The organism is Domibacillus sp. 8LH (genome assembly GCF_038806185.1).
Lineage (GTDB): Bacteria > Bacillota > Bacilli > Bacillales > Domibacillaceae > Domibacillus > Domibacillus indicus_A.
In genome coordinates this window covers 132,962-157,187 of sequence record NZ_JAVJNG010000001.1, presented here as the reverse complement: position 1 = coordinate 157,187, position 24,226 = coordinate 132,962, and the positions used below count along the sequence as shown (strand labels likewise).

Annotated in this window: 23 protein-coding genes and 1 pseudogene; 19 read left to right on the top strand and 5 right to left on the bottom strand. The window is 43.1% G+C overall.

The genetic code is table 11. The annotated features are described in order from the left end of the window. Positions 1–24: 24 nt before the first annotated feature. Positions 25–903 carry a phosphoadenosine phosphosulfate reductase domain-containing protein gene (locus RG959_RS00805; RefSeq protein ID WP_342795958.1) on the bottom strand — a complete coding sequence of 293 codons (879 nt, stop codon included), beginning with the start codon at positions 901–903 and terminating at the stop codon, positions 25–27. A 131-nt stretch (positions 904–1,034) separates the two neighbouring features. Here RG959_RS00805 and RG959_RS00800 point away from each other — a divergent pair, with 131 nt between their 5' ends. The 4 genes from RG959_RS00800 (at position 1,035) to RG959_RS00785 (ending at position 3,014) form a co-directional block, all read left to right on the top strand. Then, positions 1,035–1,310, top strand: a complete 276-nt coding sequence (locus RG959_RS00800) for a hypothetical protein (RefSeq protein ID WP_342795586.1) — start codon at positions 1,035–1,037, stop codon at positions 1,308–1,310. Between the two features lie 426 nt (positions 1,311–1,736). Beyond that, positions 1,737–2,219 (top strand): sigma-70 family RNA polymerase sigma factor, encoded by a 483-nt coding sequence (locus RG959_RS00795; RefSeq protein WP_342795585.1) that lies wholly within the window; start codon positions 1,737–1,739, stop codon positions 2,217–2,219. Positions 2,220–2,357: 138 nt separating this feature from the next. Further along, a complete protein-coding gene (locus tag RG959_RS00790; protein WP_342795584.1) occupies positions 2,358–2,741 on the top strand; it encodes an alcohol dehydrogenase catalytic domain-containing protein in 384 nt (127 codons plus the stop codon). 132 nt (positions 2,742–2,873) lie between these two features. Beyond that, on the top strand, positions 2,874–3,014 hold the full coding sequence (locus RG959_RS00785; protein WP_342795583.1) for a hypothetical protein: 141 nt from the start codon (positions 2,874–2,876) through the stop codon (positions 3,012–3,014). Positions 3,015–3,134: 120 nt separating this feature from the next. Here RG959_RS00785 and RG959_RS00780 read toward each other — a convergent pair. Next, a pseudogene (locus tag RG959_RS00780) lies at positions 3,135–3,927 on the bottom strand (transposase); the annotation flags it as partial. Positions 3,928–4,449: 522 nt separating this feature from the next. Here RG959_RS00780 and RG959_RS00775 point away from each other — a divergent pair. From RG959_RS00775 to RG959_RS00745, 7 genes are all read left to right on the top strand, one after another. Next, entirely contained in the window at positions 4,450–5,706 is a 1,257-nt protein-coding gene (locus tag RG959_RS00775) for a TcaA NTF2-like domain-containing protein (RefSeq protein ID WP_342795582.1), read from the top strand. A 157-nt stretch (positions 5,707–5,863) separates the two neighbouring features. Further along, positions 5,864–7,378, top strand: coding sequence for an Hsp70 family protein (locus RG959_RS00770; protein WP_342795581.1), 1,515 nt, complete (start codon positions 5,864–5,866; stop codon positions 7,376–7,378). 17 nt (positions 7,379–7,395) lie between these two features. Beyond that, positions 7,396–8,985, top strand: a complete 1,590-nt coding sequence (locus RG959_RS00765; protein WP_342795580.1) for an Hsp70 family protein — start codon at positions 7,396–7,398, stop codon at positions 8,983–8,985. Positions 8,986–8,996: 11 nt separating this feature from the next. Then, positions 8,997–10,049 carry a hypothetical protein gene (locus tag RG959_RS00760; protein WP_342795579.1) on the top strand — a complete coding sequence of 351 codons (1,053 nt, stop codon included), beginning with the start codon at positions 8,997–8,999 and terminating at the stop codon, positions 10,047–10,049. After that, positions 10,046–11,524: an Hsp70 family protein gene (locus RG959_RS00755; RefSeq protein WP_342795578.1), complete on the top strand. Its 1,479-nt coding sequence runs from the start codon at positions 10,046–10,048 to the stop codon at positions 11,522–11,524. Before RG959_RS00760 ends, RG959_RS00755 begins: the two co-directional genes overlap by 4 nt. A 19-nt stretch (positions 11,525–11,543) precedes the next feature. Next, the gene (locus RG959_RS25565; protein WP_483298836.1) at positions 11,544–13,601 is read left to right on the top strand and encodes a TcaA NTF2-like domain-containing protein; all 2,058 of its coding nucleotides are present in this window, start codon (positions 11,544–11,546) and stop codon (positions 13,599–13,601) included. A gap of 228 nt (positions 13,602–13,829) precedes the next feature. Next, complete coding sequence (locus RG959_RS00745; protein ID WP_342795577.1) at positions 13,830–14,084, top strand: hypothetical protein; 255 nt, start codon at positions 13,830–13,832, stop codon at positions 14,082–14,084. Between the two features lie 348 nt (positions 14,085–14,432). Here the strand turns inward: RG959_RS00745 and RG959_RS00740 are convergent, their stop codons facing one another. Then, entirely contained in the window at positions 14,433–14,573 is a 141-nt protein-coding gene (locus tag RG959_RS00740; protein ID WP_342795576.1) for a hypothetical protein, read from the bottom strand. Positions 14,574–14,804: 231 nt separating this feature from the next. Between RG959_RS00740 and RG959_RS00735 the strand changes: the two genes are divergently transcribed. From RG959_RS00735 to RG959_RS00700, 8 genes are all read left to right on the top strand, one after another. Next, a complete protein-coding gene (locus RG959_RS00735) occupies positions 14,805–15,170 on the top strand; it encodes a hypothetical protein (protein WP_342795575.1) in 366 nt (121 codons plus the stop codon). A gap of 155 nt (positions 15,171–15,325) precedes the next feature. Beyond that, a complete protein-coding gene (locus RG959_RS00730) occupies positions 15,326–16,294 on the top strand; it encodes an NAD(P)-dependent alcohol dehydrogenase (RefSeq protein WP_483298842.1) in 969 nt (322 codons plus the stop codon). 126 nt (positions 16,295–16,420) lie between these two features. Then, positions 16,421–16,591 (top strand): helix-turn-helix domain-containing protein, encoded by a 171-nt coding sequence (locus tag RG959_RS00725; protein WP_342795573.1) that lies wholly within the window; start codon positions 16,421–16,423, stop codon positions 16,589–16,591. Beyond that, a complete protein-coding gene (locus RG959_RS00720) occupies positions 16,592–17,356 on the top strand; it encodes a DnaD domain protein (RefSeq protein ID WP_342795572.1) in 765 nt (254 codons plus the stop codon). Continuing rightward, positions 17,353–18,606 (top strand): replicative DNA helicase, encoded by a 1,254-nt coding sequence (locus tag RG959_RS00715; RefSeq protein WP_342795571.1) that lies wholly within the window; start codon positions 17,353–17,355, stop codon positions 18,604–18,606. The genes RG959_RS00720 and RG959_RS00715 overlap by 4 nt, the downstream gene beginning before the upstream one ends. Next, positions 18,578–18,880 (top strand): hypothetical protein, encoded by a 303-nt coding sequence (locus tag RG959_RS00710; RefSeq protein ID WP_342795570.1) that lies wholly within the window; start codon positions 18,578–18,580, stop codon positions 18,878–18,880. The genes RG959_RS00715 and RG959_RS00710 overlap by 29 nt, the downstream gene beginning before the upstream one ends. 28 nt (positions 18,881–18,908) lie before the next feature. Next, complete coding sequence (locus RG959_RS00705) at positions 18,909–19,046, top strand: hypothetical protein (protein WP_342795569.1); 138 nt, start codon at positions 18,909–18,911, stop codon at positions 19,044–19,046. 237 nt (positions 19,047–19,283) lie between these two features. Next, positions 19,284–21,155 (top strand): putative bifunctional diguanylate cyclase/phosphodiesterase, encoded by a 1,872-nt coding sequence (locus RG959_RS00700; protein ID WP_342795568.1) that lies wholly within the window; start codon positions 19,284–19,286, stop codon positions 21,153–21,155. A gap of 147 nt (positions 21,156–21,302) precedes the next feature. On the opposite strand, the gene RG959_RS00695 is transcribed toward RG959_RS00700, so the two are convergent. After that, positions 21,303–21,782, bottom strand: a complete 480-nt coding sequence (locus tag RG959_RS00695) for a hypothetical protein (RefSeq protein WP_342795567.1) — start codon at positions 21,780–21,782, stop codon at positions 21,303–21,305. Positions 21,783–22,031: 249 nt separating this feature from the next. After that, positions 22,032–24,185, bottom strand: coding sequence for an EAL domain-containing protein (locus RG959_RS00690; protein WP_342795566.1), 2,154 nt, complete (start codon positions 24,183–24,185; stop codon positions 22,032–22,034). Positions 24,186–24,226 lie beyond the last annotated feature (41 nt).

Below are 24,226 nucleotides of genomic sequence, written 5' to 3'. Positions count from 1 at the left end.
CCGGCAATTGGATGAGCGTTTCTTTTAGGAATAAGAGCAAACACATGGAATTGTGTCGTCTCTTTCACTTAAATATTTTTCAATACCATCGCGATCCATCAATTCACGATATTCTTTTAACGTAAAAGATTGGCTGTTACGTTTTAAGATAGACACGTTTTTATCAAACTTTTCTCGGAATCGTTCTTCCATAGCTTCTTGTTCAGCATATTGTTCCGGCCATACTTTATATAACAAGGCGTAATGACCAAGACCGCCTCGAACACAGCGACCCGCGCAGTTTGCATGTGAAAAACCAAGGCCGTACATACGTGGCAAATCGATTTTCCATTCATCACGAATAATTTCTTTTGTATCGAGATCCCCTTTAAACGTCTCAATCATTGGAAAACGTGTTTCAATCGGCTCGATTGGATTATGCTCATAAAAGTTTTGTAGATTGATAGCACGGTGCTGCTCATGAGGACCAATACCAAAGTAAAGAATGGGTTCTAAGTTATGTTCATCCCGCAATTCCTCGAGATAAATAAGTGTTTGACGTACTTTTAATTCTTCAGAGCATTTTGCCATACGAGAATTTCCTAAAAAGCGTACATCATGAAACACTTCCTCTGGCGTGCGTCCATCAATACGAGTTGTAATTTCCATCCCAATATATTCAGCAACTTCTTCCATAAAACGATAATTATCGACGTCTTCCCAAAGTGTGTCTGTAAAAAACAGAACACAATTTTCTTTTCCATATTTTTGTACGATATGATAAGCTACATACGCAGAAGAAGCGCCTCCGCTAAACATAGCTACGTGAATAGGTTTACGGTCTGTAATTACAGGTCCAGTCCCTGCTTTTAACACGCCTAAAGCAGAACGATCAGATGTTTTTTGCGTTTTAACATTATTCATATTCAAAATCTTGACACCTCTTTTAAAAATGCTGAACTTATTTACAGTATAGTTAAGTATAGCATCTTTAGATAGGTAATAAAGAAAATTGCTTGATTTTGTCATTATTAATATAGAAAGTAGGAGCTTATGTGAACGAAACAACTAGTTTAGTCGCTGAAATCATAGGATCCTTAAAAGAACTTGGTGGAACAGGCACACTTGATGAGATTTACCGCAAAGTAGAGCAGCGAAATCGAGTAGATTTGACGATTTATGTGGATTGGCGATCAAGAGTACGGACTACTATTTATGACCATTCCTCGGATACAGATCGTTTCAATGGACAGAAACAAAATTTGTTTCAATTAGTAGACCGTAAAGGAAAAGGGATTTGGCAGCTAAATCGTAAAAATAACCACGAATGAAATCAGAGCCGGCTTCGAGCTGGCTCTTTTTGTTGGAGAATTGTGCAAGGGCACGATACGGCTAAATTAGTTTAAAGATGGTTTATAAAATGGGAAAATAAGGTTTTTAATTTACAAAAATGGAATATTATATCCAGAAAGTAAATCAGTTCTTTTGACCCCTGCAAAAAATAATATTCACTTTACAGTTCTTTTACAAAACAGGGGATTTAATGGATAAAATGAGAGAAACCCCATCTTTTTCCTTTCGTCAGCGAGGAGTATAACAAAGGGTGTCAGAACGAGCAAATTTAAGCTGAAATTTGTCGTTTTTGTCTTTACAATTGGCCCTTTTTGTAGGTATTTACACTCATTCTTCCACACGCTACGATAGTCGTGCCCTTAAGGAGTACCCAGGGCTGGCGCTAGCTTGGATTGGATGTTTCCATGTTATTTGAACAACTCGCGCAGCAATACAACCCGATGATTCACCGCATCATGAACAAGCTGCATATTTACAAAAACAAAGAGGATTTTCATCAGGTGGGGCTGATTGCCCTGTGGGAAGCACATACACGATTCGATGCGTCAAAAGGCGATTTTGCGCCGTATGCGTATTCGTACATTCAGGGACGCCTGAAAAATGCTTTACCAAAAGATGCCACATTCAGTGACGAAACGGTCTTGACCGGCCAATCGGAATTGTTTGAAGGCGTGGATCCTGAGCCAACACCGGAGTCCGCGGCGCTTGTTCAGTTATGTAGGGAAGGGCTCGATGGCCGGGCAGGGGAATGGTTTCGCCTGTCTGTGATCAAAGGCTTATCTAATCCGGACATCGCCAGAAAATGCGGTGTGACGCCGGCCGCTGTCCGGAAATGGCAGCAGGCCGCAATCAAGCAATTGCAGGAGGAGTTCAGGGGCAGTGAGTAAACAGATCCGTTGATGCAGCGGGGCTGCCCAGAACGATAGGTGAAAGGCGGGACAGATTTTACACATTTCTTTTTTACAGATTCGAGTCTTGAATCCTGTATGACCGGAATATACTTCATACGGTGGCCTTTTAACCGTTTGTCAGAAGTAAGGTCGAAAAATGGCAGAATACAAGGAGGAATCCATATAAAAGCGATTGTCTGTTCCAAATACGGGACGCCGGATGTTCTGCAATTCACCGAGGTGGAGAAGCCTGTTCCGAAGGACAATGAAGTGCTCGTAAACATTCGTGCTGCATCGGTCAATTATGGAAATCTTGTTTTGTTGAAAGGAGAACCATTCCTCGCCCGCTTTGCGTTTGGCCTTTTGAAGCCGAAGCACCCGATACCTGGAGGAGATATTGCAGGCCGGGTAGAGGCAGTGGGCAGGGAGGTGAAGCAGTTTGGGCCAGGCGATGAGGTGTTTGGCGACTTATCCGGCTGCGGCTGGGGCGGTTTTGCTGAACGGGATAGAAAGTGTTGATTCACGGAGCCTCCAGCGGGGTGGGCACGTTCGCTGTACAGATTGCCAAAGCGTTCGGGGCGGAGGTAACGGGTATATGCAGCAAAAAAAAGGAATGTCGACATTTTACGATCGCTTGGAGCCGACTATATCATGGATTACAAGAAGGAGGACCTTTCCCAAAAGAAGCAGGAATATGACCTCATTTTAGGTGTAAACGGATATCAGCCCATGTCCGTTTACAAGCATGCTCTTCGTCCGAAAGGAACCGTTGGGGCTCCAATGCGCAATTAATACAGGCGATGCTGTTGGGACCCTGGATTTCAATAACTGGGAAAAAGAAAATGGGCAGCATGCTGTAGCGGGCAAGCCAAAAAGATTTAGTGTACAGTCTAATAAAAAAAGACCTGCAGCTTACGCAGCAATCAGATGACTTCGGTATTGCGCCGGAGTCATCTTTTTTAAATTCGACTGCTTTCGTGTGGAGTTGTAGTGGAACATATACTCATCAATCAAGGTTTTTAGATCCGTCAGATTCTCAGCTTTCCGATAATCGATTTCATCTTTGAAATACCCGAAGAAGGATTCCACGCGCGCGTTGTCCAAGCAGTTTTCTACGGCGGGACATTGATTGCGTACGGCCAGTGGATTTGATTCGTTTTTAATACTCTGGATGGGTGTAATGAAAGCCTTGGTCGGAGTGAATCATCTCGCTTCCGGATGAGCATTCCCATCCAAGATTCCCACTAATTTCTCTACCGTACGGCAGACGATGTTCATATTCAAGCTTGTTGATACTTCTGGATGAGTTCGTTGATGACTGCGTATTTTTCATTCGGGCTTAACGCCGTTTCTTCGCCTGCCTTTTCAGTTCCTCCAGCTTTTTTAGAAGTTCTAATTCCACTTCTATGTACTTGATGCGGGCCTCTGTTTTCTCCAAATTTTCTCTGAAGATATTTCATTGTTGGATGGACGTCCCGTGCTGTCTTTCCCGCGTTGTTCCACCAGGAACCCTTTTTCTCCGCACAGCTTAAGGGTGTTTTTCCACTGGTTTAGTGAAGTAGTAGCTTTTTGACTGCCGATAAGGGAAGGAAAGATCAAACCTATTCTCTGCAAAGATTTGTGCCGGCCCTTTTCTAGCCAGATTCTCCTTCACTGCAAGAATTTTAAATTCCGCCGTGTATTGAATAACTCGATCTGAAACTGATGCCGAATTTGGAGTGGATACGGGTACCTATCTTTGAGACTCATTGAAAATAATTCTGTTGGTTTACGTATCTCCCGGCCGACTAGTTATCATTCAGTATACCGAGGGCCGGAAACTGAAAAAAACCTGAATGGGGTCAGTCCCGTTAACGTATTTGGTAAAAAGGCTTTTACCTTTCTTATTATTTAATACTGGCTTGAGGAATAGAAACTGTGATTCAACCACAAACAATAAAGCAACAACATATTTCCCTATACAGATACCCTCATGCATAGCTGTTAATCCCAAAAGCTAATTTGTCCCAATGGAAAGTTGCTTCATTACTGCTTAACCACCGATGAGGATATAGACAGTACACCTTTAATCTAAAATACTTTTAAAACTATACTGTTATCGATATCTTATGCAATTTTTTGTATATAGTAGTATTTTCATAGGTATATTGGTAATATATTAAAAAACCTGTAACTATTTGTGGAGGAAACAGACGTTTTATACCTTTCGTTAAAATGGGGGATTAACTTGAAGATTGAAAAATATGAAATAAAAAAGTTGATATTGCAAACATCGGGACTTGCTGTATATAAAGCAAAAAAATTTGATGGGGTGTCATGTATGATCCGGCTCTCCGGTCAAATGAGCCAGATCGAGCGGGATAGATGGTATGAAGCATATGAACAATATCAATTGAAAGTGATAAACTTTAAGCATTTGCCCAAAATTTACACGACAGCTATGCTAGACGACTCACGTGTGTATTCTGTTGTTGAGTATGAAGAAGGAGCAGCATTAACAAAACAAATGAAATTGACGAACAGTCAAGTTGAGCAATTACTTTTAGCTGTTCGTCATTTACATACTAAAAAAATCGCTCATGGCAATATTAAAGCTCAAAATATATGGATTGCAAATACGGGGAGAATCATTTTATATGGAGCCGGTGAAACGTCAGTGAATGGAATGGCTGCTGTTCAGAATGATATTCAGCAGATTTTAGCGGTTTTAAAACAACATAGTTCATTAGGCCGGCAATTGATCAAAACGGAAATCCCAAAAACAATTGATGACATATATAAACTTATTCATCGTGGAGAACAGCAAAAACCTGGATTAATAGAAAAGGAAGAAAGGGAGGTAATTCCTGCGCCTGTTTACTTGAAAAAGAAAACAAACTCTAAAAAAACAGAACCAGCAAAGCCGGAAGAAGAACCGCGGCAAGAAAGAAGCCACCCATCACGTCAAAAAAGAAAAAAAGCGATACAGAAGAAAGGGACTGTGATTCTATTAGCCACAGGATTATTGCTCGGCACAGGCGGCGCAGTGACATATTTTTTAAAAGAAGATGCATCTGCTGTCAGCGAAGAAATACAAAACCAATGGGATCTGACAGAGGGTGAGAAAGAACGGGTAATTGAATTTATTACTTCTTATAAAGAGGAGTATCTTCTTAGTTTAAATAGTGGTCAGTTTAACTATATTGAGGCCTACTTAAAACAAGATGAACCTATATATGAAGAATTATCTTCCTATATTTCATCGCTTGCAGGTAAATCGGTTTTATTTGAAGGTGGGCAGCTCATTATAATGAATGTCGAGAAAATAAACGAGAAACAGTATGCGGTTTATACCGACGAAACGGTTGTATTTACTGATTCATATGGTGAACAGACAGCATATAAAAAAGAAAAAATTTACATGTTAAAAAATAATGACCAAGATATGCTTGAAATTATATCAATCGAAGCGTTAGAGAGCCAAGAAGAGCAGATAAATGAATAATTTACGATGGAATAATCATTAAAAATTACCAAAAATAATCTAGTTATCTTTCAATCTTTATAGTATAATTTTCATGCAAATAGTAGCCAATATAGGAAAAAATTCGTGGTTGTGCATAACTTTTGAAAAAAAGAATGGGATCAAGAGGTGATATAGATTGGGACTAGCAATTGGCATTGATTTAGGAACAAGTAACTCGGCAGCAGCCGTCTATCGAAAAGGAAAAATCGAAAGTATTCCAGTAGATGGGAAGAAGATATTGCCGTCTGTTATTTCTTATAAAGACAATCAGAACGTTCTTGTCGGAAATTCGGCAAAATCACGTCTTTATATTGACCCTTTAAACAGCATTGCATCATCTAAACGTTATATGGGTGACCAAGGAAAGATCTATTCGGTTTATGGTAAAACCATAACACCTGTAGATGCAGCAAGAGAAATTTTATCAAAAATAAAAATAGAAGCTGGAAGATATCTTGGTGAAGAGATAACTGATGCGGTTATTACCATTCCAGCATACTTTACAAGCGAGCAGCGGGAAGCAACAAGAAAAGCAGGAGAGCTGGCTGGCTTAAATGTGCTACGTCTTCTTCCAGAACCGACAGCAGCGGCAATTGCTTACGGTTTGGACAAAGAACGAAACCAAACCATTATGGTTTACGATTTGGGCGGTGGTACGTTTGACGTATCCATCTTAAAAGTAGAGAGCAACTCGTTTAAAGTCATTGCTGTTGATGGTGATTCATTGCTTGGCGGCGATGATTTTGATGACAAAATTGTGCAGTATTTATTAAATAAAATCAATGCTGTATCCGGCATGCGAAATGGCCAGGAAGGATCCATTTCCTTGCAAAGACTGAAAGAAGCAGCGGAAGAAGCGAAGAAAGAATTATCGGAAAGCGACATAACCGATATTTCGATTCCTGATATTTTTAATACACATCTTGATGAAGAGTTGTCAATTGACACGTTCAACAAAATGATTGAACCACTTTTGAATCGGACGATCGAAAAAATTCAAGATGTCCTGCGCTCAGCTGATTTGACGAAGCGCGATATTAGCCGAGTCATATTGGTCGGAGGTTCATCGCGTATGAAAGCGGTACAGGAAATTGTGACAAATGAAATTAAGAAACCGTTTATTGCCGACAACGTCGACGAAATTGTCGCACATGGCGCTGCCATTATGGCGGCCAATTTATCAGCTCCGGATATTGATTCGGCTCCAATTCCAATCGAAGTGGAAGATGTTACAGCACATTCATTTGGTGTTCAAATGCTTTCAAATGGCACTAAGTACATAGAACATTTGATTCGTAAAAATACGAAACTTCCGGCAATGGGCTCAACGATTGGCTTTACGATCCAACCGTATCAAAAAGCTGTTAATCTGCAAGTGTTTCGAACAGAATCAATGGTGCCGGATCAGCGAGATAAGCTTGGACAGATGGTGCTCCCCGTTCGCCCTCAAGAAACTCCAGTAGCGCTTGCAGCTATTTTTGAGCTTGATGAAGACGGCATTCTTGTTCTTTCCAGCAGTGAACTGCCAGAAAATGCTCCTATTATCAATGAATACTTTGAAACAGAACTAGTTAATTTACCTATGCTTCGAAACATGATTGATAGCAGACAAATACAAATACAATCCGTTGAGATTGATACAAATAAATAAGGCGGGGAGACTCATACATGGCCATCATTGAAAAAAACAGTCCATATATTCTAGGAATTGATCTTGGAACATCGAATTCTGCCGTTTCGATTTATCGAAAAGGACAACCATCGATGATTAAACTCGGTAAAGAAGAAACCATTCCATCCGTTGTCAGCTTCCGCACAGAAGAAGATATTCAGGTGGGAGAAGTGGCAAAACGGCGCATTTTGATTGATCCAGAAAACACTGTTTCTTTTATTAAAAGGGAGATGGGAACGGAGTGGAAAAAAGAATTTTACGGAAATGTTTATACACCTGAAGACATTTCAGGCGAAATCTTATCGAAAATAAAAGAGTACGTCATGAATCAAGAAGAAATTGATTTGAAAGGTACGCCGGCTTATGCTGTTATTTGCGTACCAGCCAATTTCGATGACAATAAAAAAAGAGCAACGAAAGCAGCTGCGGAACTAGCTGGTTTGACCGTTACATACTTATTAGAAGAGCCTGTAGCCGCTGCAATTGCCTATGGAATGGAAGCAGGACGCAGCCAAACGATTATGGTTTATGATCTTGGCGGCGGCACATTTGATGTTTCGATCTTAAAAGTAGACAGCACATCTGAAGAAGAACCAGCAACATTTTCCATTTTGGCAAAAGAAGGAGATCCAGAACTGGGTGGTTACGATATCGACCAGGTCATCATGAAGATGGTCGCTGATGATTTCAAAGAAAAAAGCAAAATGGATTTACTTGATTTAGAAGCAGACCAAGGTGTGTCAGTCACTGAACTTCTTGAGGCACAGCAAAAATTGCAGGAAGCATGTGAGCAGGCGAAAAAAGAATTGTCCGAGATGGAATTTGCGGCTATTGAAATCCCTAACTTGATTAAAGATGAATTTGGCACGATCCACAATGTGGATTTTGAACTGACACGTGATGAATTTGAACAAGCGATTGAGCCGATTATCGAACAAACAATCAGCACAATGAAAAAAGCATTGGTAAACGCAGAACTTGATGCACGCGATATTTCCCGCATTATTTTAGTAGGTGGTTCATCCAGGATCCCGCTTGTCAGCAAAAAAATTAAAGGGCTTTTAAATAAGGAGCCTTATTCTAATATGAACCCTGATACGATTGTTGCACAGGGTGCGGCTATTTTTGGCGCAAGTATCGGCGTACCAACAGAGAAGCTTCATGAGACAAATGAAACCGACGAAGAAGATAAGCCAGATAGCGAAATTAAGATGAATAATATTGTTACACATTACCTCGGTATTGAAATCAGAGGAGGACGCTTTAATACAATTATTGAAAAAGGCTTGGAACTCACAGATGAACAGCCGATTGTCTCAAGCGAAAATGTCTATAGTACACCGGAAGACAATATGACGGAAATGCGTATTACCGTTTTTCAAACACTAGAAAAAGTCTCTTACGTTGGCGATGAACAATGTGTTTGTATCGGCGAATTTTTCTTAACAGGCATTCCACCAGCTCCAAAAGGAAAGCACCGTATTGCCGTCAACTTTGATGTCAACCAGCAAAACGAGGTCATTGTAACTGCTGTGTTAAAAGGAGAAGAAGCGGTATCAAGTCAACTAACAATTCAAAGAGACTAGGAGCAGGAAGCATGACAAAAGAGCAATTGCTGAAAACATTTAATCATGATCAATCGCTTTATCATCAAAAAAGAACCAAACTTAATAGATGGAAATATGAGTTTCAACAGCTTGAGAAAGACATCCAACTCATCATGGCGTTCTTTGAGAAAAGATATGAAGAATTAACAATTCCAGATGAACTGGAAGCGGATGTAATTGAAAAGCTGGAAAATAGAAAAGAAGGCATTCGATTATCAGTGAAAAGTGCAAGCCGGCTGTTGAAAAAATGGAATCCTGACAAAGAAGTGCAGGACACAGCGCTTTCTTTCACGACAAGTGAAGCACTGGCAGATCAGATTCTGCAAAATCGTAAGCAGGAGAGGCTGTCTGTTGAAGAAGGTGTTTCTTTTAATGAAGCAACGGAAGAAGAAAAGCAGGTCAATGAAAACGTCCAGATAGCACTTGAAGAAGAGGTCTTAATTAATGAAGTGACAGATCATGAGGCACAAAAAGAGATAAGAGAAGTAAAAGAGGCAGAGAAAGAAACAGAAAGTAAGGAACAAAATGATGTCAAAATCATTGAAAATGCCATTCACTCAAATCAGGAGGTGCTGACTGAACTGAATGAGTGCATTGAACAGGCGGAAAAGCGCTTTTTATCGTTTTTTGAGAAGGCGGCAGCACCAGTGATGGATGGCTTATACAGCGGAAAAAAATTCGCTGCTGATTGGAGCAAACAACTTGAAGAATCAAATCACGAACAGTATACGGACATTTTCCGCTGGCTCACTGTTTATGATGATCTGATGGGTGAATTCAAAGGTTTTTTCACTGAGTATGCAATTGAATTGTACATCCCGAAAATCGCTTCTGCCTTTAATGAAGAAAAACAGGAACCGATTGGTGTAATAGAAGATGCAGAATTAAAAGATGAACAAATTAAGGAAGTTGTTCGCTTCGGCCTTGTCTACGGACAAGAGATTTACCAGCAGGAATCCTTTCTTATCCGCCCGGCACAAGTTATCGTTGTGAAAAATCCGCAGCAATATGCACCACAATCTGGAGAGGACCAAGAGCAATGAGAATTGATAACGAAAAAAAACCGGTGCTCGGTATCGATTTAGGTACAACATACTCCGCTATTTCACGGTGGACTGAGAAAGGACCAAAGGTATATCAAAATCCACGCCGTGAATATACATGGGCCTCTGTTGTTTATTACGACGAACGTCAGGAAAAACCACTTGTCGGTAATTTAGCTTTAAAAAGGGCTTTGATTGATCCAGAAAATGCCGTGATAGGCGTAAAGCGTATGATGGATGATGCCAATCAAAAAATTAAACTGGGCAATAAAGAATTTACTCCTGTCGAAATTTCATCTATGATTTTGCGGGACGTGTATGAGTATGCAGAAAAATCAACACCTGGCTTTGACCCGGCGGGTGTTGTGGTTACCGTGCCATATTACTTTACAGCGCTGCAAAATACGAATACATCCGAAGCCGCAACAGCTGCCGGACTTAACGTTCTTGGAATCATTCAGGAACCTGTCGCTGCTGCCCTTGCATACGGAGTTCATGAAGAAGAAACATTAAATGACGAAATAATCATGGTGTTTGATCTTGGAGGCGGAACGTTCGATCTAACCATTTTTCGCTTTACAAATAGTGAAGAAAAACTAACATTCGAAGTATTGGCAACAGGCGGTGACGATCGTCTCGGAGGACTGGATTTTGATCAAGTATTATCCGAGTATATCGAAAAAAAAGCAGGTCTGAACCTTCAAAATGAGTCTGCAGAAAATGTGCTCAAAGCAAAAACGGCTCTTCTCGAAGCGGCAAAAGAAGCAAAAGAAATTTTATCTTTTGAGGAGACAACCGATATTATCAAGCCCAATATTTTGCCAGGGCAACATATTGAGATTGAAATTGAACGAGAAGAATTTGAACAGTGTATGGTAAGATATTTCAACAAAATGGATGCGATTATCGATACAGTGATCGATAAAGCATCTTTATCGAAAAGTGATATTGACCGAGTTATTAAGGTAGGCGGCTCAAGCCGAATTCCAAAAATCGAAGAGATATTAACACAGAAACTCGGTTCAAATAAAACATTCGGCAATATTGATCCAGACCTTTGCGTTGCAGAAGGCGCAAGCATTTACGCTGCCTTTTTAGATGAGCGGGTTGAGTGGTCAAAAGAAATTGAAATTAAAACAGCAACTGCTCATGCGCTTGGTATTGGACTTGGCGATGGGCGATTCAGCATGCTTATTCCGGGAAACCGCCGGACGCCCTGTGAAGCGACACGGATCTTTACGACAAATACTGATAATTGTGAAGAACTGGATATCGATTTGTATCAAGGATCTTCAAAATTTATTAAAAACAATAAAAAGATTGGAACCATCCACGTTTCAGGTTTAACTAAACGGCCGGCTGGAGAGCTGGATATTGAAATCACGTTCCGTATTAACCAGCAGCAGACGGTCTCAGTCACAATCGTGCAAAAAGAAAGTAACATTCGTAAAATTGAAAATGTGAAATTAGCTTGAATGAAGGGAGGAAAAGAATATGATTTTGTTAGATGGTTATACGATAATTCGCGAATGGACAGCTGATGACGGCGCTGTTCATATCTACGAGGCAAAAAATGCAAATAAGCAAACCGTTCAAATCAGGATGCCCCGGCATCCTGACAAATCCATTACTGATCGCTGGTTTGAGTTTTATGATCAATATCAGCTCACTGTGACGAACTTTAAATATTTGCCGCGTGTTATTACAACATCTATATTAAATCAGATGCCGTATACGATTCTTGAAAGTCGAGAAGGAACATCGCTTCACCAAGTCGAACTCCTGTCAGTACAGCACATTTCACAGGTGATGGATGCGCTTCGTCATCTTCACAAAAAAAAGATGATTCATGGTGCGATTACAGCAGAGAACATCTGGCTGACTAATGATGGACAGGCCATATTGTATGGTTCAGGAGAATCAGCGGTTTTGCATTCTTCCGTACATGAGACTGAGGAATCAGATGTAATGCAACTGCTGTCGGTTATTCAGTCCTACTCGCTGCTGGATCAGTCTTTTTTTAAACGGATCGCTGCTCAAAAACCATTAACATTATCAGCATTGGAAGAAGCAATGGTGGATGCCGAACAGCATGAGAAAAAACAGTCTAAGAAAGCAGCAGGGCTTATTGAAAAAGAGGAAAAAAAACCTGTGTCTGCTCCGGATGAAGCACATAAAGAATCTAAAAAAACTAAGAAAGAACCTGAAGAAAAATCTAAACCGGAACAGCCAACTCCGCCTTTTCAGCAGCCTAAGAAGAAATCAAAACCAATTATCGCTGCTATACTAAGCTTTTTTTGGTCTGGTGTCGGTCAAATTTATAACGGTCAGATTAGAAAAGGGCTTATTTTGATTGCTGGACAAATGATTAATGCAGCTTTAATGTTTGTACTAATCGGTTTTATTACATATCCGCTTGTTTGGATTTGGGGTATTTACGATGCATATAAAACGGCTGACCGTTTCAATAACAATCCCGATTATGAACCCAAACCGAAGGAAAAGAAATCGCTTATTCGAACAATTGTAAACGGTGTGGTTCTCCTATTCGCTTTGCTTTTCATCGTAGGGTTGTTTTCTGACGATGAAAAAAACGTGGAGACTGTGCAACAGCCTGAAGCAACAGAATCTGCAGCGTCCGAAATCGATAGCACAGTAACAGAAACACCGGTACAGGAACCAGCTTCTGAAATAACACCTGTGGAAGAAAGAGAAGAAGAACCCACAATAGAAGAACCTGCAATGGAAGAAACCAAAACGGCTGTCTCTTATTCAAATGAGGAAATTGGTGAATTTATGAGTAATTATATAAAGACATCAGTGTCCGCCATCAATGAAGTAGATTTTTCGTTGGTAAGCCACATGCTTGACCCGAACGGTGAAGCATACCAGGAACAAAAAGAGTACATTCGTTATCTCGATCAGAAAGGTATTACAGAAGAAAATGTGTGGATTGAAGCTACTGATGTGAGTCAAATAAATGATGAAATGTACCAAGTAACCACTAATGAGGATTATAACATCTGGTATGGAGATGGCTCTCAGAAATTTAAAACGTTTAAAAATACGTACAATTTAAAAGTGTCGCAGAACGGAGCTTTAAGAGTGCATCAGTTATTGTCTACAGAGGAAATTTCTTCGGAGGACGTTGAAGTGAATGCAGCGGACAGTGAAACAACTGTATACGCTACAGATGATCAGGTTAGGACATTTATGGAAGAGTATTTATATGCGAGTGTAGATGCTATGAACAATAATGACTTTTCTCTCGTTTCTTTATTGATGGATCCTGCAGGTGAAGCATATAATGAATCCAGAGATTATATTCAATACGTAACGGAAAAAGGAATTACAGAAGAATTGCTGCATGTAAGTGTAGAGGATATCACCTCTTCCACTTCATCGAGTTTTGTTGTTTCCACGTATGAAGAGTACAATATTTATTATGGAGACGGCTCAAACCAATATAAAACGTTTAACAGTGAGTATTTAGTTATTATTAAAGATGGTCAGCTTTTACTTAATAAGCTGATCAAAGTTCAAGAATTGTAATTTGTTAAGGGGCTCTTTTTACAAGAGTATATCTTTCTTTATCATTTATTTATGAAATTTACAAGAAGCTTAATACATGGCAACTTTGCCAACTCTTTTTTGCAGAAAACGTAAACGTCGGATATTTCAGCAGTATGGGCGTGATGAATTCGATGGTGTATTGGAATGAAGCTTTTTGCCGGCAATTAGCGCACACCGGTCGGTTTGTGAGTTGGTAGGACAACCGCAGTGTCAGCTGTTCGGTCACATACGATCAGGAGCCATCCAAATATACAGTCACAGACAGGGCAGATGATGTGGCAGGCGTCTTATAGTTGTACGGTATTGATCCTGGCATACATCGACCGCATGTCGATAGGCGGTATAGATGAATTGAAACTGCTCACCGGTTCCGCGCATGTATTTAACGAAAAACGAGTGTACGAGCTTGTAAGAACCAAAATGAACCGGGTGAACACTGAACCATCTGCTCAGAATGTCTAACCATACGCAGTTAAAAGGATACCATTTCTTCGGAGACAAAATAAAAGACATTCATGTTCCAATATTAATTACCCCTAGTACGGAAGATATAATTTTGCGGCTTGAGCACGAACTTGCCCTGGTTGATGAAATTCCGAACGCTAAGCTCATTATCTCAAAGGGACGGGCCACAAAAATTCATTCCGAGGACTAAGAAACTATGATTCAGGAAATTTTAGTACACACCTCATAAAAAAGAAAGAAAGGGTTGCACAGCCGGATGATCCGCTGGCAGCCCTTTTTAGTGATTATAATTTTTTCTTTGCATCTCGCCGGGCAATCTCCTCTGTGAGGATAAAAGTTATAGTGTTATTTATTACCAAACAGGGATAGAGCGCTGAGTAACGTTTCATCTCTTACCTCTCCTGCTTCTTCATTCGGCACCGTCAAAGCCAGTACGTCCTTCAACGCCTGATTCTCTGCCTGGCCCGGATAAGCTTTGAAATACATGGCTTCCAGGGTCCAAGTTATGATTGATGCGTTACTGTGCAAATACCAGAATCACCATATTTTCTTCCTTCTAACAGCTCTGCACAATAAATTCTTCCATTTTCCTCGACATTCGATTACTCTTCGCACTTAAGCATTTACCCCGGAGGCGGAAAAAGTATTTATTATATTGAACTTTTTGTAATAAAGCTTCTTTTATTCTAAGAAATTAGGGAGAGAAGGGTTCTTTTTATGAAAAGAGTAACCGTACGCTACATGGTTTTTCCAGATATTGAAGGCGGAGTGTCAGGATTTTATGAATATGACGATGACTCTCGTTGTGTAGAAGCCAGCATTTTTTACAAAAGTGGACGTTGTCATACGGTAGGAGATGGTCTCGATGAGTTGGCATTGAAAGTAGGATTTCGGACACGGAAAGTTTTTGCGGAAGAGCTGGGTAAGAAAAGTTGGGAAAATGAGTACGGGAAAGCTTTGTCGTTAGCTGTTGGAAGAAAACTAGAGCGTGATGGCATTTTAATGGTGATCGATGGAGATGAAGTGCTATTTCAATGTCTGGAAGGTGAGTTTGTTTCCTGGCCTCGGCAGAAAGAGCGGTAATTTTGCTTCTTTGCTTGTTTCCGTTTTCTGTTTTTTTCATAAATCTCGTTTTATTCGAATATCTCTAATGTGGAGGCCTTTATTTATTAAAGGATCATTATTCGAGATAAGTAAGTAAAATATCAATATTCGACGGAAACAAGGGAGGGAGCTTTATAAAAGCGATCGTGTATACAGCATATGGTCCGCCGGATGTTCTCCAAGTAAAAGAGGTGGAAAAGCCTGTTCCCCGTGACAATGAAGTGCTGGTCAAAGTGCGGGCTGCTTCTCTTAATTATGGCAACCTTGTTTTGTTGAAGGGAGAGCCGCTCCCAGCCCGGCTGGCTTTCGGTCTATTCAAACCGAAATATACGATACCCGGAGGCGATATCGCAGGGAAGATAGAAGCGACCGGAAAAGAAGTGCAACAATTTCAGCCGGGGGAAGAAGTGTTTGCGGACCTGTCCGGCAGCGGCTGGGGCGGTTTTGCTGAATATGTATGTGTACCTGAAACAGCATTGGTTCACAAGCCGGCCAACCTGTCGTTTGAGGAAGCGGCGGCTGTTCCGATGGCGGCGGTTACGGCCTTGCAGGGCCTGCGGAACAAAGGCGGCATTCAGCCGGGGCAGAAAGTGTTGATTCACGGGGCCTCCGGCGGGGTGGGCACGTTCGCTGTACAGATTGCCAAAGCATTCGGGGCAGAAGTAACCGGTGTGTGCAGCACGAGGAATGTCGACATTTTGCGATCGCTCGGAGCCGACCATGTAATAGACTACACGAAAGAGAACCTTTTCCACAAGAAGCAGGAATATGACCTCATTTTAGGTGTAAATGGATACCAGCCGATGTCTGTATATAAGCGTGCCCTTCGTCCGAAAGGGACCTTTGTCCACGTTGGAGGCTCCAGTGTACAATTAACCCAGGCTATGTTATTAGGGCCCTGGATCTCCGTAACGGCAAAAAAGAAAATGGGCAGCATGTTGCAGCGGGCAAATCAAAAAGATTTAATTTATATAAAAGAATTGGCAGAAGCCGACAAAGTAAAGCCGGTTATTGACAGACGCTATACGTTAAGTGAAGTGGCTGAAGCATTTCGGTATTTTGGGGAGGGACATGCGCAGGGAAAAGTTGTCCTTACCGTGTGACAATCGTTTTTCAATAAGGGATGAAGATTTTGGGAAGGCAGCGAACAGCAGCCTTCTTTTTTTTGCTTTCGGGTATCGATTTTTTTCTTCGTCCTGTACATGAAAAATGAAAGGAGAGAAAAAAAGGTGAAAACAAGGATGACGATCAAGGAAGCGGCTTTGTTTTTAGGTGTATACCCGGGGACGCTGTACCGGTATGTGCAGGACGGGTCGGTACCTCATTACCGGGTAGGGCGGCGGATTTTTTTCTCGCAGGAAACGCTGTCTGAGTGGATCGAGCGTCAGGAGGGCGAATAAATGGCCAAGTACCGGTTTGTGTATGCGAATTTCTGGAGTGATGATAAGGTGATGGACATGTCAGCGGCGGAGAAGCTTTGTTTTTTATATATGCTCACGAACAGCCAGACGACGCAGATTGGCATTTATCCGATTAATATACGCAAAGCGGCGTTTGAAATGGGAATGGCGGCGCCTAAGGTAGAGGAATGTTTTCGGGTGCTTCAGGAGGAAGGAATCATCCGCTTGAGTGAACAAACAGGCGAAATGGCGATCCGGCACTGGGGCCGCTTCAATTTCACGCGGGGCGGCAAGCCGGTCGAGGATTGTGTAGAAAAAGAGCTGTCTTTAGTTAAAGATGTGTCACTCGTGTCGTTTGTGGCGGCACATATTCCGCATGGCCGCATTCGGTCCTTGTACGATACGTGCACGTTACGTGACCAAAAAGAAAAAGAAAACGGAAAGAAAACGGAACTGAACCGAACGGAAAGCTGCCCGGCGGTCGTGCAGTTTTGGGAAAAGTTATTTGGCCCGGCCTCTCAAGCAGTCGAGCAGGGTCTCTTAGATTGGTGCTCCGCACTCAGTGAAGAACTGGTCATTGAAGCGTTGAAGCGGTCACATGAGGCGGATAAGCCGTATGCGTATGTGCAAAAGGTGCTGAGCAGCTGGCAGGCAGAAGGACGGACATCGCTCGGAGATGTGCAAAACAAAACGGAAAGAGCCGGAGCCGCTCCGTTGTATGAGCCGCTTGTGCTCGATATCGAGGCCGGGGAGGGAATCGGGTGAGGGCGGAAATGGCGGTTTTAGGCACCTGCCTGCACGACAGCCGGGTGGCGCTCGATACGCAGATTGTGCCGGCGTATTTTGAATCGGCGCTGCACCGGGAGCTGTTTTCCTTGATTCAAATAGAGGCGCAGGCCGGACGAATCGTTGATGTCGTGACCCTGTCGGTCGGCGGGCTCATTGAGTCGTTTGGCGGAGCACCGTATATCAATGACCTGGTCGCGCATGCGAATGTGGAGAGGTTTTCGCATTATGAAGTGCTCGTCATTGAAGAGTGGCAGAAGCGGGCAATCCGTTCGATGTGCATTCGGGCATCGGCAGAAGAATGGCCGGCGGACCGGATCATGGAAGAAGCAGCCCGTATTGGGAGCGTCCGCATTCAAAGAGCACAGTCGACATCAGAGCTGGTGGAGCCGCTCCGCGAAGCGCCGTTTGTGAAAGAAGAGCAGGTGCAGCGCGCGATGACGGGCATCAAAGGGCTCGATGAAACGCTCGGCGGCTTTCAGGAAGGCGAGCTGACGGTCATTGGCGCCCGCCCATCGATGGGCAAAACCGACGTGATGCTGCATCTGGCAAGAATGGCCGCACAGGGAGGATATATGCCGATTGTGTTTTCGATTGAAATGCCGGCCGCCGCGCTCATCAAGCGGATTTTAGCGATGGAGGGGCGGTTTAACCGAACGAAAATGCGTAATCCGTATGAGCTGTTCACTGCAGCACAAAAGGAAAAGTGGCCGGAGATGGTTCAAAAAGTAGCCGGGCTCGGCATGTATGTCGTCGATCAGCCTGTCGTTACGGTGTCTGATATGCGCTCGTCCATCAGGCGGCTGCTTATTGACGATCCGAAAGCCCGCCCGGTTGTGTTTATCGACTATTTAGGGCTGATTACGCCGCCGCATTTTTTTGACGGGAACGTGACCGCACAAATAGCGGCGGTTTCAAAAGGTTTAAAAGCGATGGCAAAAGATTTTGACTGCCCGGTGATTTGTCTGGCGCAGCTTTCACGGGCCGTGGAAGCACGTGCGGACAAGCGGCCGATGCTTTCAGATGTGCGGGACTCCGGGTCGGTGGAGCAGGATGCGGATGTGGTGCTGTTTTTATACAGGGACGCTTATTATTCCAAACAAGCAGGTGATAAACGGATGGAGATCATTGTGGCGAAAAACCGAAACGGCCAGACGGGGTTTGTGACCGTCACCTACATAAAAGAAACGGGCATTCTGGTTGACCGTGACGATCCGGTCTCTGTTTAAGGAAGCGTTTAAACGGCAGGAAGATACGCTTGTTTATGGGCTGCTCGATTTATTGCGCCGCAGGGTGGTCCATGCGGAAATGGGCGAAAACAACATTCCGTTTGAAGCGATGGATAACGAAGCGATTCGGGAGATGAAAAAACAAAATGAGCTCGGCTTTATCCCGGTTCGCGTGTATGCCACAACCTCCAATCGAACGCTGTGGCTGCTTATAGCGGCGGAGTCCAGAGAAAGGGCCTTACAAAAAGCGTGCGATCTTGGCGAGCCTTTCTAGCGCCGTCGCATGCTGCAGCTCCGGCTATATGGTCGAGCGAAACGGGCGGGCGGTGACGATGGGAGACATGATTGCCGAATGTAAGTCGTTTCCTGCGCTTGTCGGTGTAGTAGATGTGAACAAGCAGCAATCGTCCACATTCCCTAAACTAAACTGTAAGAAATAAAATTTGTCAAACAGCCTGTACAAAGTGTACAGGCTGTTTTCGTTACCAACAGGCAAAAGAGAAGAACGGTTCCGCTTCTTAAAACTATGGAAAAAAGATCCAAAAACGAATATTTTCTACTTTTCTTACGAGAAAACGACAAATTTAACGTGTAATTGCTAGTTTCTTCTGCTATGATCAATTTATAGGTCTAAGGAATTATAAAACGCATATTTCGACAATAAAGGGGAAGAAAGTATGAAATACATCGGTAGGATAGGCACGCCGTTGTTTGCCGATTTTGCTTATTTCTTTTGGACAATGAAGCTTGATTTTGCACAGCTTTACAATGGATACCATCTTTTATCGCTGTTCTTTTTTTCTATCATTGCCTGGTGGATGGGCAGGCACTATGATTATAACCGCAATTTAAACGAAAAATTAAAGGAAAAAAAGAATGAGCTGCAAAGCCTGTTAGATAACGTGGATGCGGCCATTTGGTCTATCGATCATAGAACGAACCGTATGTCACTGTCGAAAGGATTTGAAAAAATTCTTGATGTTTCGCTTCAAGATGCTTACACAGAGAGCACACTCTGGCGAAAATATCTTTATCATGAGGATTACCATAAGGCGTTACATTTTCTTCGATCTTATAAAAACGACAAAGAAGGGGCCGTTCAAACGGCTGAATTCCGGATCGTGAGTAATGGGCACATCAAGTGGGTGGAAGTAAAATTATCCCCGATTTGGAATGAAAAAGGCGAGCTTGTGAAAACAAACGGTGTTGTCCTGGACATAACGGAAAGAAAAAAATCAGAAGAACGGATTACACACCTGGCATATATCGATTCACTTACGGGGCTGCCAAATCGAACGTCTTTATTTATTGATTTAAATAAACGGCTGCAGGAAGGAAAAGAAACAGCGCTGTTTATCATTGATCTTGACCGTTTTAAAACAGTAAATGATTCTTTTGGACACCTGGCGGGCGATACACTGCTTAAAGAAGCAGCCGGCCGGTTTAAAAGTGCTTTAATGAAAGAAAGCGGTACCATTTATCGGTTTGGCGGCGATGAATTCTGGTTTGTCTGCCATGAGACGAACAAAGTGCAGCTCACCCTTTTAGCAGAAAAGCTGCTGCAAACCTTAACCACACCCTTTATGATAAAGGATCACAAAATTTTAATTACCCCGTCCATTGGAATCAGCACATCGCCCACTGATGCGGACAGCATGGATACATTGCTTGTGTACGCGGATTCCGCTATGCATATAGCCAAGGAAAAAGGGCGAAACAATTATCAGTTTTTTCATTCGAGTTTATACAACAAGCTGCAGCGCAAAGCGGCGCTTGAAAAAGAGCTGAGACGGGCCATTTGGAAAGGGGAACTTTTTTTGCACTATCAGCCTCAGTTCGATCTGGCCACAAGCCAAATTACAGGGTTTGAAGCACTCATTAGATGGAAAAATGAAAGATTCGGCTCTGTGTCTCCGTCCGAATTTATACCGATCGCCGAAGAATCCGGCTTGATCACCTCGATTGGCGAGTGGGTGCTGAAAGAAGCATGCCTGCAAAGCAAGCGGTGGGAGCAGCAGGGATATGGGCGGTTTAGCATGAGTGTCAATATTTCCGTTCAGCAGTTTCAAAACCGCCATTTCGTCGATACCTTTAAAGCGTTGATACGGGAAACCGATATGGAGCCAAGCTTGCTGCAAATTGAAATTACCGAAAGCATCATGCAGAATACGCAGGAAACAAAGCATATTTTAGACCAATTAAAAGAAATCGGGGTGAAAGTCTCGATTGATGATTTCGGTACCGGCTATTCCTCCCTCAGCGTGTTAAAGGAACTGCCGCTCGACTGCTTGAAAATTGACCAGTCTTTTATAAGGGATGTGACGACATCCAAAAAAGAAGCAGCGATTGTCAAAAATATTATCGACCTGGCACACAATCTTGAGTTGAACGTGGTGGCAGAAGGTGTTGAAACAGCCGGTCAGCTGTGCATGCTAAAGCAGCTGGGCTGCCAGACCGGTCAGGGCTATTTGTTCAGTAAGCCGCTTCTTCATCAAGAAGCAGAAGATCTGCTTGTGCGGGAGCAGCAAAAAATTAAAATTGACGCGTAAGACTGTTTTTATGACGTGTGGGCTTCATACTGAAGTAAAGCAGGCGTAAGCAGCCATTTTAAAATTGGCCATGCGGCTGTTTGCCCAAAAGAAGCCCTGAGCGGCTCCATAAATCAAAAAAACCTGCCGGAATCCGGCGGGTTTTTTTTACCCTTTTAAGAATGCGATCATCATAAAAATGAACCAGGTGAAAAACGGAACCACCATCGCCAGAAGCACATGTTTATAGGAATACCGGTCGCGCCATTTTTTTAACATTCGGTCGATCACAAAGAAAAACAGCGCAGCGGCCACTGTATACCAAAATAAAATAAGACCGAAGATCAAATGAAAAATCAGGGAAAACAACCATTCATTGTGGCCGTTTTTCCGGCGGGTCAAATAACGTGCCGCTCTGTCACTGATCAATGATGTCAGCACAAAATAAATAATCGCAGCCGGTGTAATGTACATCATATAAACCGGAATCGCATTTGCGAATCGTTGAAGGGAATTGGACCAGCTGGATGCCGGTGAATCAATCGGCAGCGGCTGAATAAAGACTAGCAGCAGGAAAAATAGTGTACCGGCCAGGGCACCAGCAATGAGTTTACGTTCATAATACCCTGGGCTTTTTCTAACAGGCATAAAAAGTCTCCTTTCGACTCGTTCCATTGCATACATCGGGCGTCTGCCGTTTTGTGCAGGAACGTGTATGTAAATTAATGAACTTATCTACATCTTTAACCTTTCTTGACAGTAGTTTAAACATTTGCGCCCGATAAAATGTGCCGCTGGCTGCTAACCAGCAGAAAAAGCCGTTTTTTTTAAAAAAAAGCTTTTATGAAAGAGAAGAGACCAAACTGCAGCCGGCTTTGAATGCCGGCTGCTGTTCGGTTAAGCAAAAAATTCGTCTGGCGGCGCCGGCCGTCCGAGCAGGTAGCCCTGAGCGGCGTCGCATTGATATTCTTTTAAAATGGAAAGCTGTTCTTCCGTTTCGACTCCTTCGGCCACAACGTGAAGACCGAGATGATGGGCCATTAAAATAATGGTTGTCGCGATTTTTTCGGCGCTTTCGTTGACGGCAATATCACGGACAAAAGACTGATCGATTTTTAACGTGTCCAGCGGCAGCTTCTGCAAATAACTGAGCGAGCTGTAGCCTGTCCCAAAATCATCAATGGAAATAAAAACACCGATACGTTGCAGCTTCTGCAAAACAGCTGCTGCGGTATCTGTGTCCATCGTCATGCTTTCGGTAATTTCACACGTTAAATGGGACGGCTGAATGCCGGTTTCTTTGATGATCGCCTGGATCGTTTCCGCCAGATTGGACTGGTAAAACTGTGAAATAGACAAATTGACAGACATACAGGTAAGAGAACGGCCTTCTTCCTGCCACGCCTTCAGCTGACGGCAGGCGGTGCGGATGACCCACTCGCCGATGGGAATAATCAAGCCCGTTTCTTCTGCAATCGGAATAAACTCGCCAGGTGAAACTAGGCCGAAATGCCGGCTGTCCCAGCGAATCAGGGCTTCTGCTCCATAAATGTCACCGGTGCACAAGTTCTGAATCGGCTGATAAACAAGGCTTAGTTCTTCCCGTTTAAGCGCTGAGCGAAGCTCGCTTTCCATCTTTAATTTTTTGAGGGACTGCCGGTCCAGCATACTGGTATAAAACTGAAAGGAATTTCGGTTTTTCTTTTTGGCTTCATACATCGCCATGTCGGCTTTTCGGAACAGGTCCTGTTCCTGCAGACCGTCGTGCGGATACAAGCTGATACCAATGCTTGCTGTCATAAACAGCTCATTTCCTTCGAGGGAAAAAGGCTCGCGAAACGTTTCCAGCATCGCTGCCGCCATATCAGCCGCAGCCTCGCCGCTTGTCCGCTCAATCCAGACGGTAAATTCATCGCCGCCTTCACGGGAAAAAAGAAGGGAATGACCGAGACGCGTTTGAATACGGTCAACAACCATCTTAAGCAAATCATCACCGGTTTTATGGCCGAACGAATCATTAATAAATTTAAAACGATCCAAATCCAGGAAAAAAAGTGCGTGTGTTTCACGCGGATAACGGGCAATCGTATTCTCGAGCGCCTGCCGGAACTGCCGGCGGTTCGGCAGGCCGGTCAAGTGGTCGTGATAAGCTAACTGCTGAATTTGTTCTTTCGCCCGGTAATGCTGAATGGCCAGGCTCGTTAACCGGGTCGCTTCACGGATGAGCCGTTTATCCGCTTCGGTCGGTACAGACGGCTGGCGGGCATACATCGCAAACGTAGCAATGATCTGCTGATCATCATCAAAAACAGGGGTGGACCAGCAGGCATTTAACTGGTGCTTAAGTGCGATATCCCGATATCCAGACCAGCGGCGGTCTTTTGCGACGTCCGCTGCAATAACAGGGGCCCCTAAAAAAGCAGCCGTGCCGCACGATCCCTGGTTTTCAGCGACGGGGACCCCATCAATATATTCAATGTATTCATCAGGCAGCCCAGGCGCTGCAGCGTGAAAAAGAGCCCTCTTTTCTTGGTCAAGCAGCATAATGGCACACAGATGGCCCGGCGAAATGCGCTCTGCCATGGCTGCAATCTGGTGAAGAACTTCATCAAAGGGAGCGCCTTTGGCAATCATTTGCAAAATACGGTTTTGTCCGTTTAAAAGCTCGCTTGTGTATTGTTCATTCGTCCGCACGCGGCCGATGCCAAAAGCGCCTTGAACAGCACCGTTCTCGTAAATGGGAACGGCATTTACAGATAAGTGAACGATATATCCGTCTTTATGCTGAAACATCATACGAAAAGATGCTTTATTTCCTTGAAGAACATGAGAAAAATGAGCCTCTACCTCTGCCACATGTTCTGTTGGGATTACCTTTTTATAATCGATCCGGTTAAATTCAGCTGACGTATAACCGAGTATCCGGACCGCCTCTTCATTCATCAGCTGAATATTACCTTTTGTATCCATCGCAAACGGAATTTCGTCCTCTTGTTCAAATAAAGATTGGTACACATCGAGCAGTGATGAAGACCAAAACAAATTTTCCATGACATCTGCTCCTTTTTCCACAAGCATTTTTTTTAATCTTA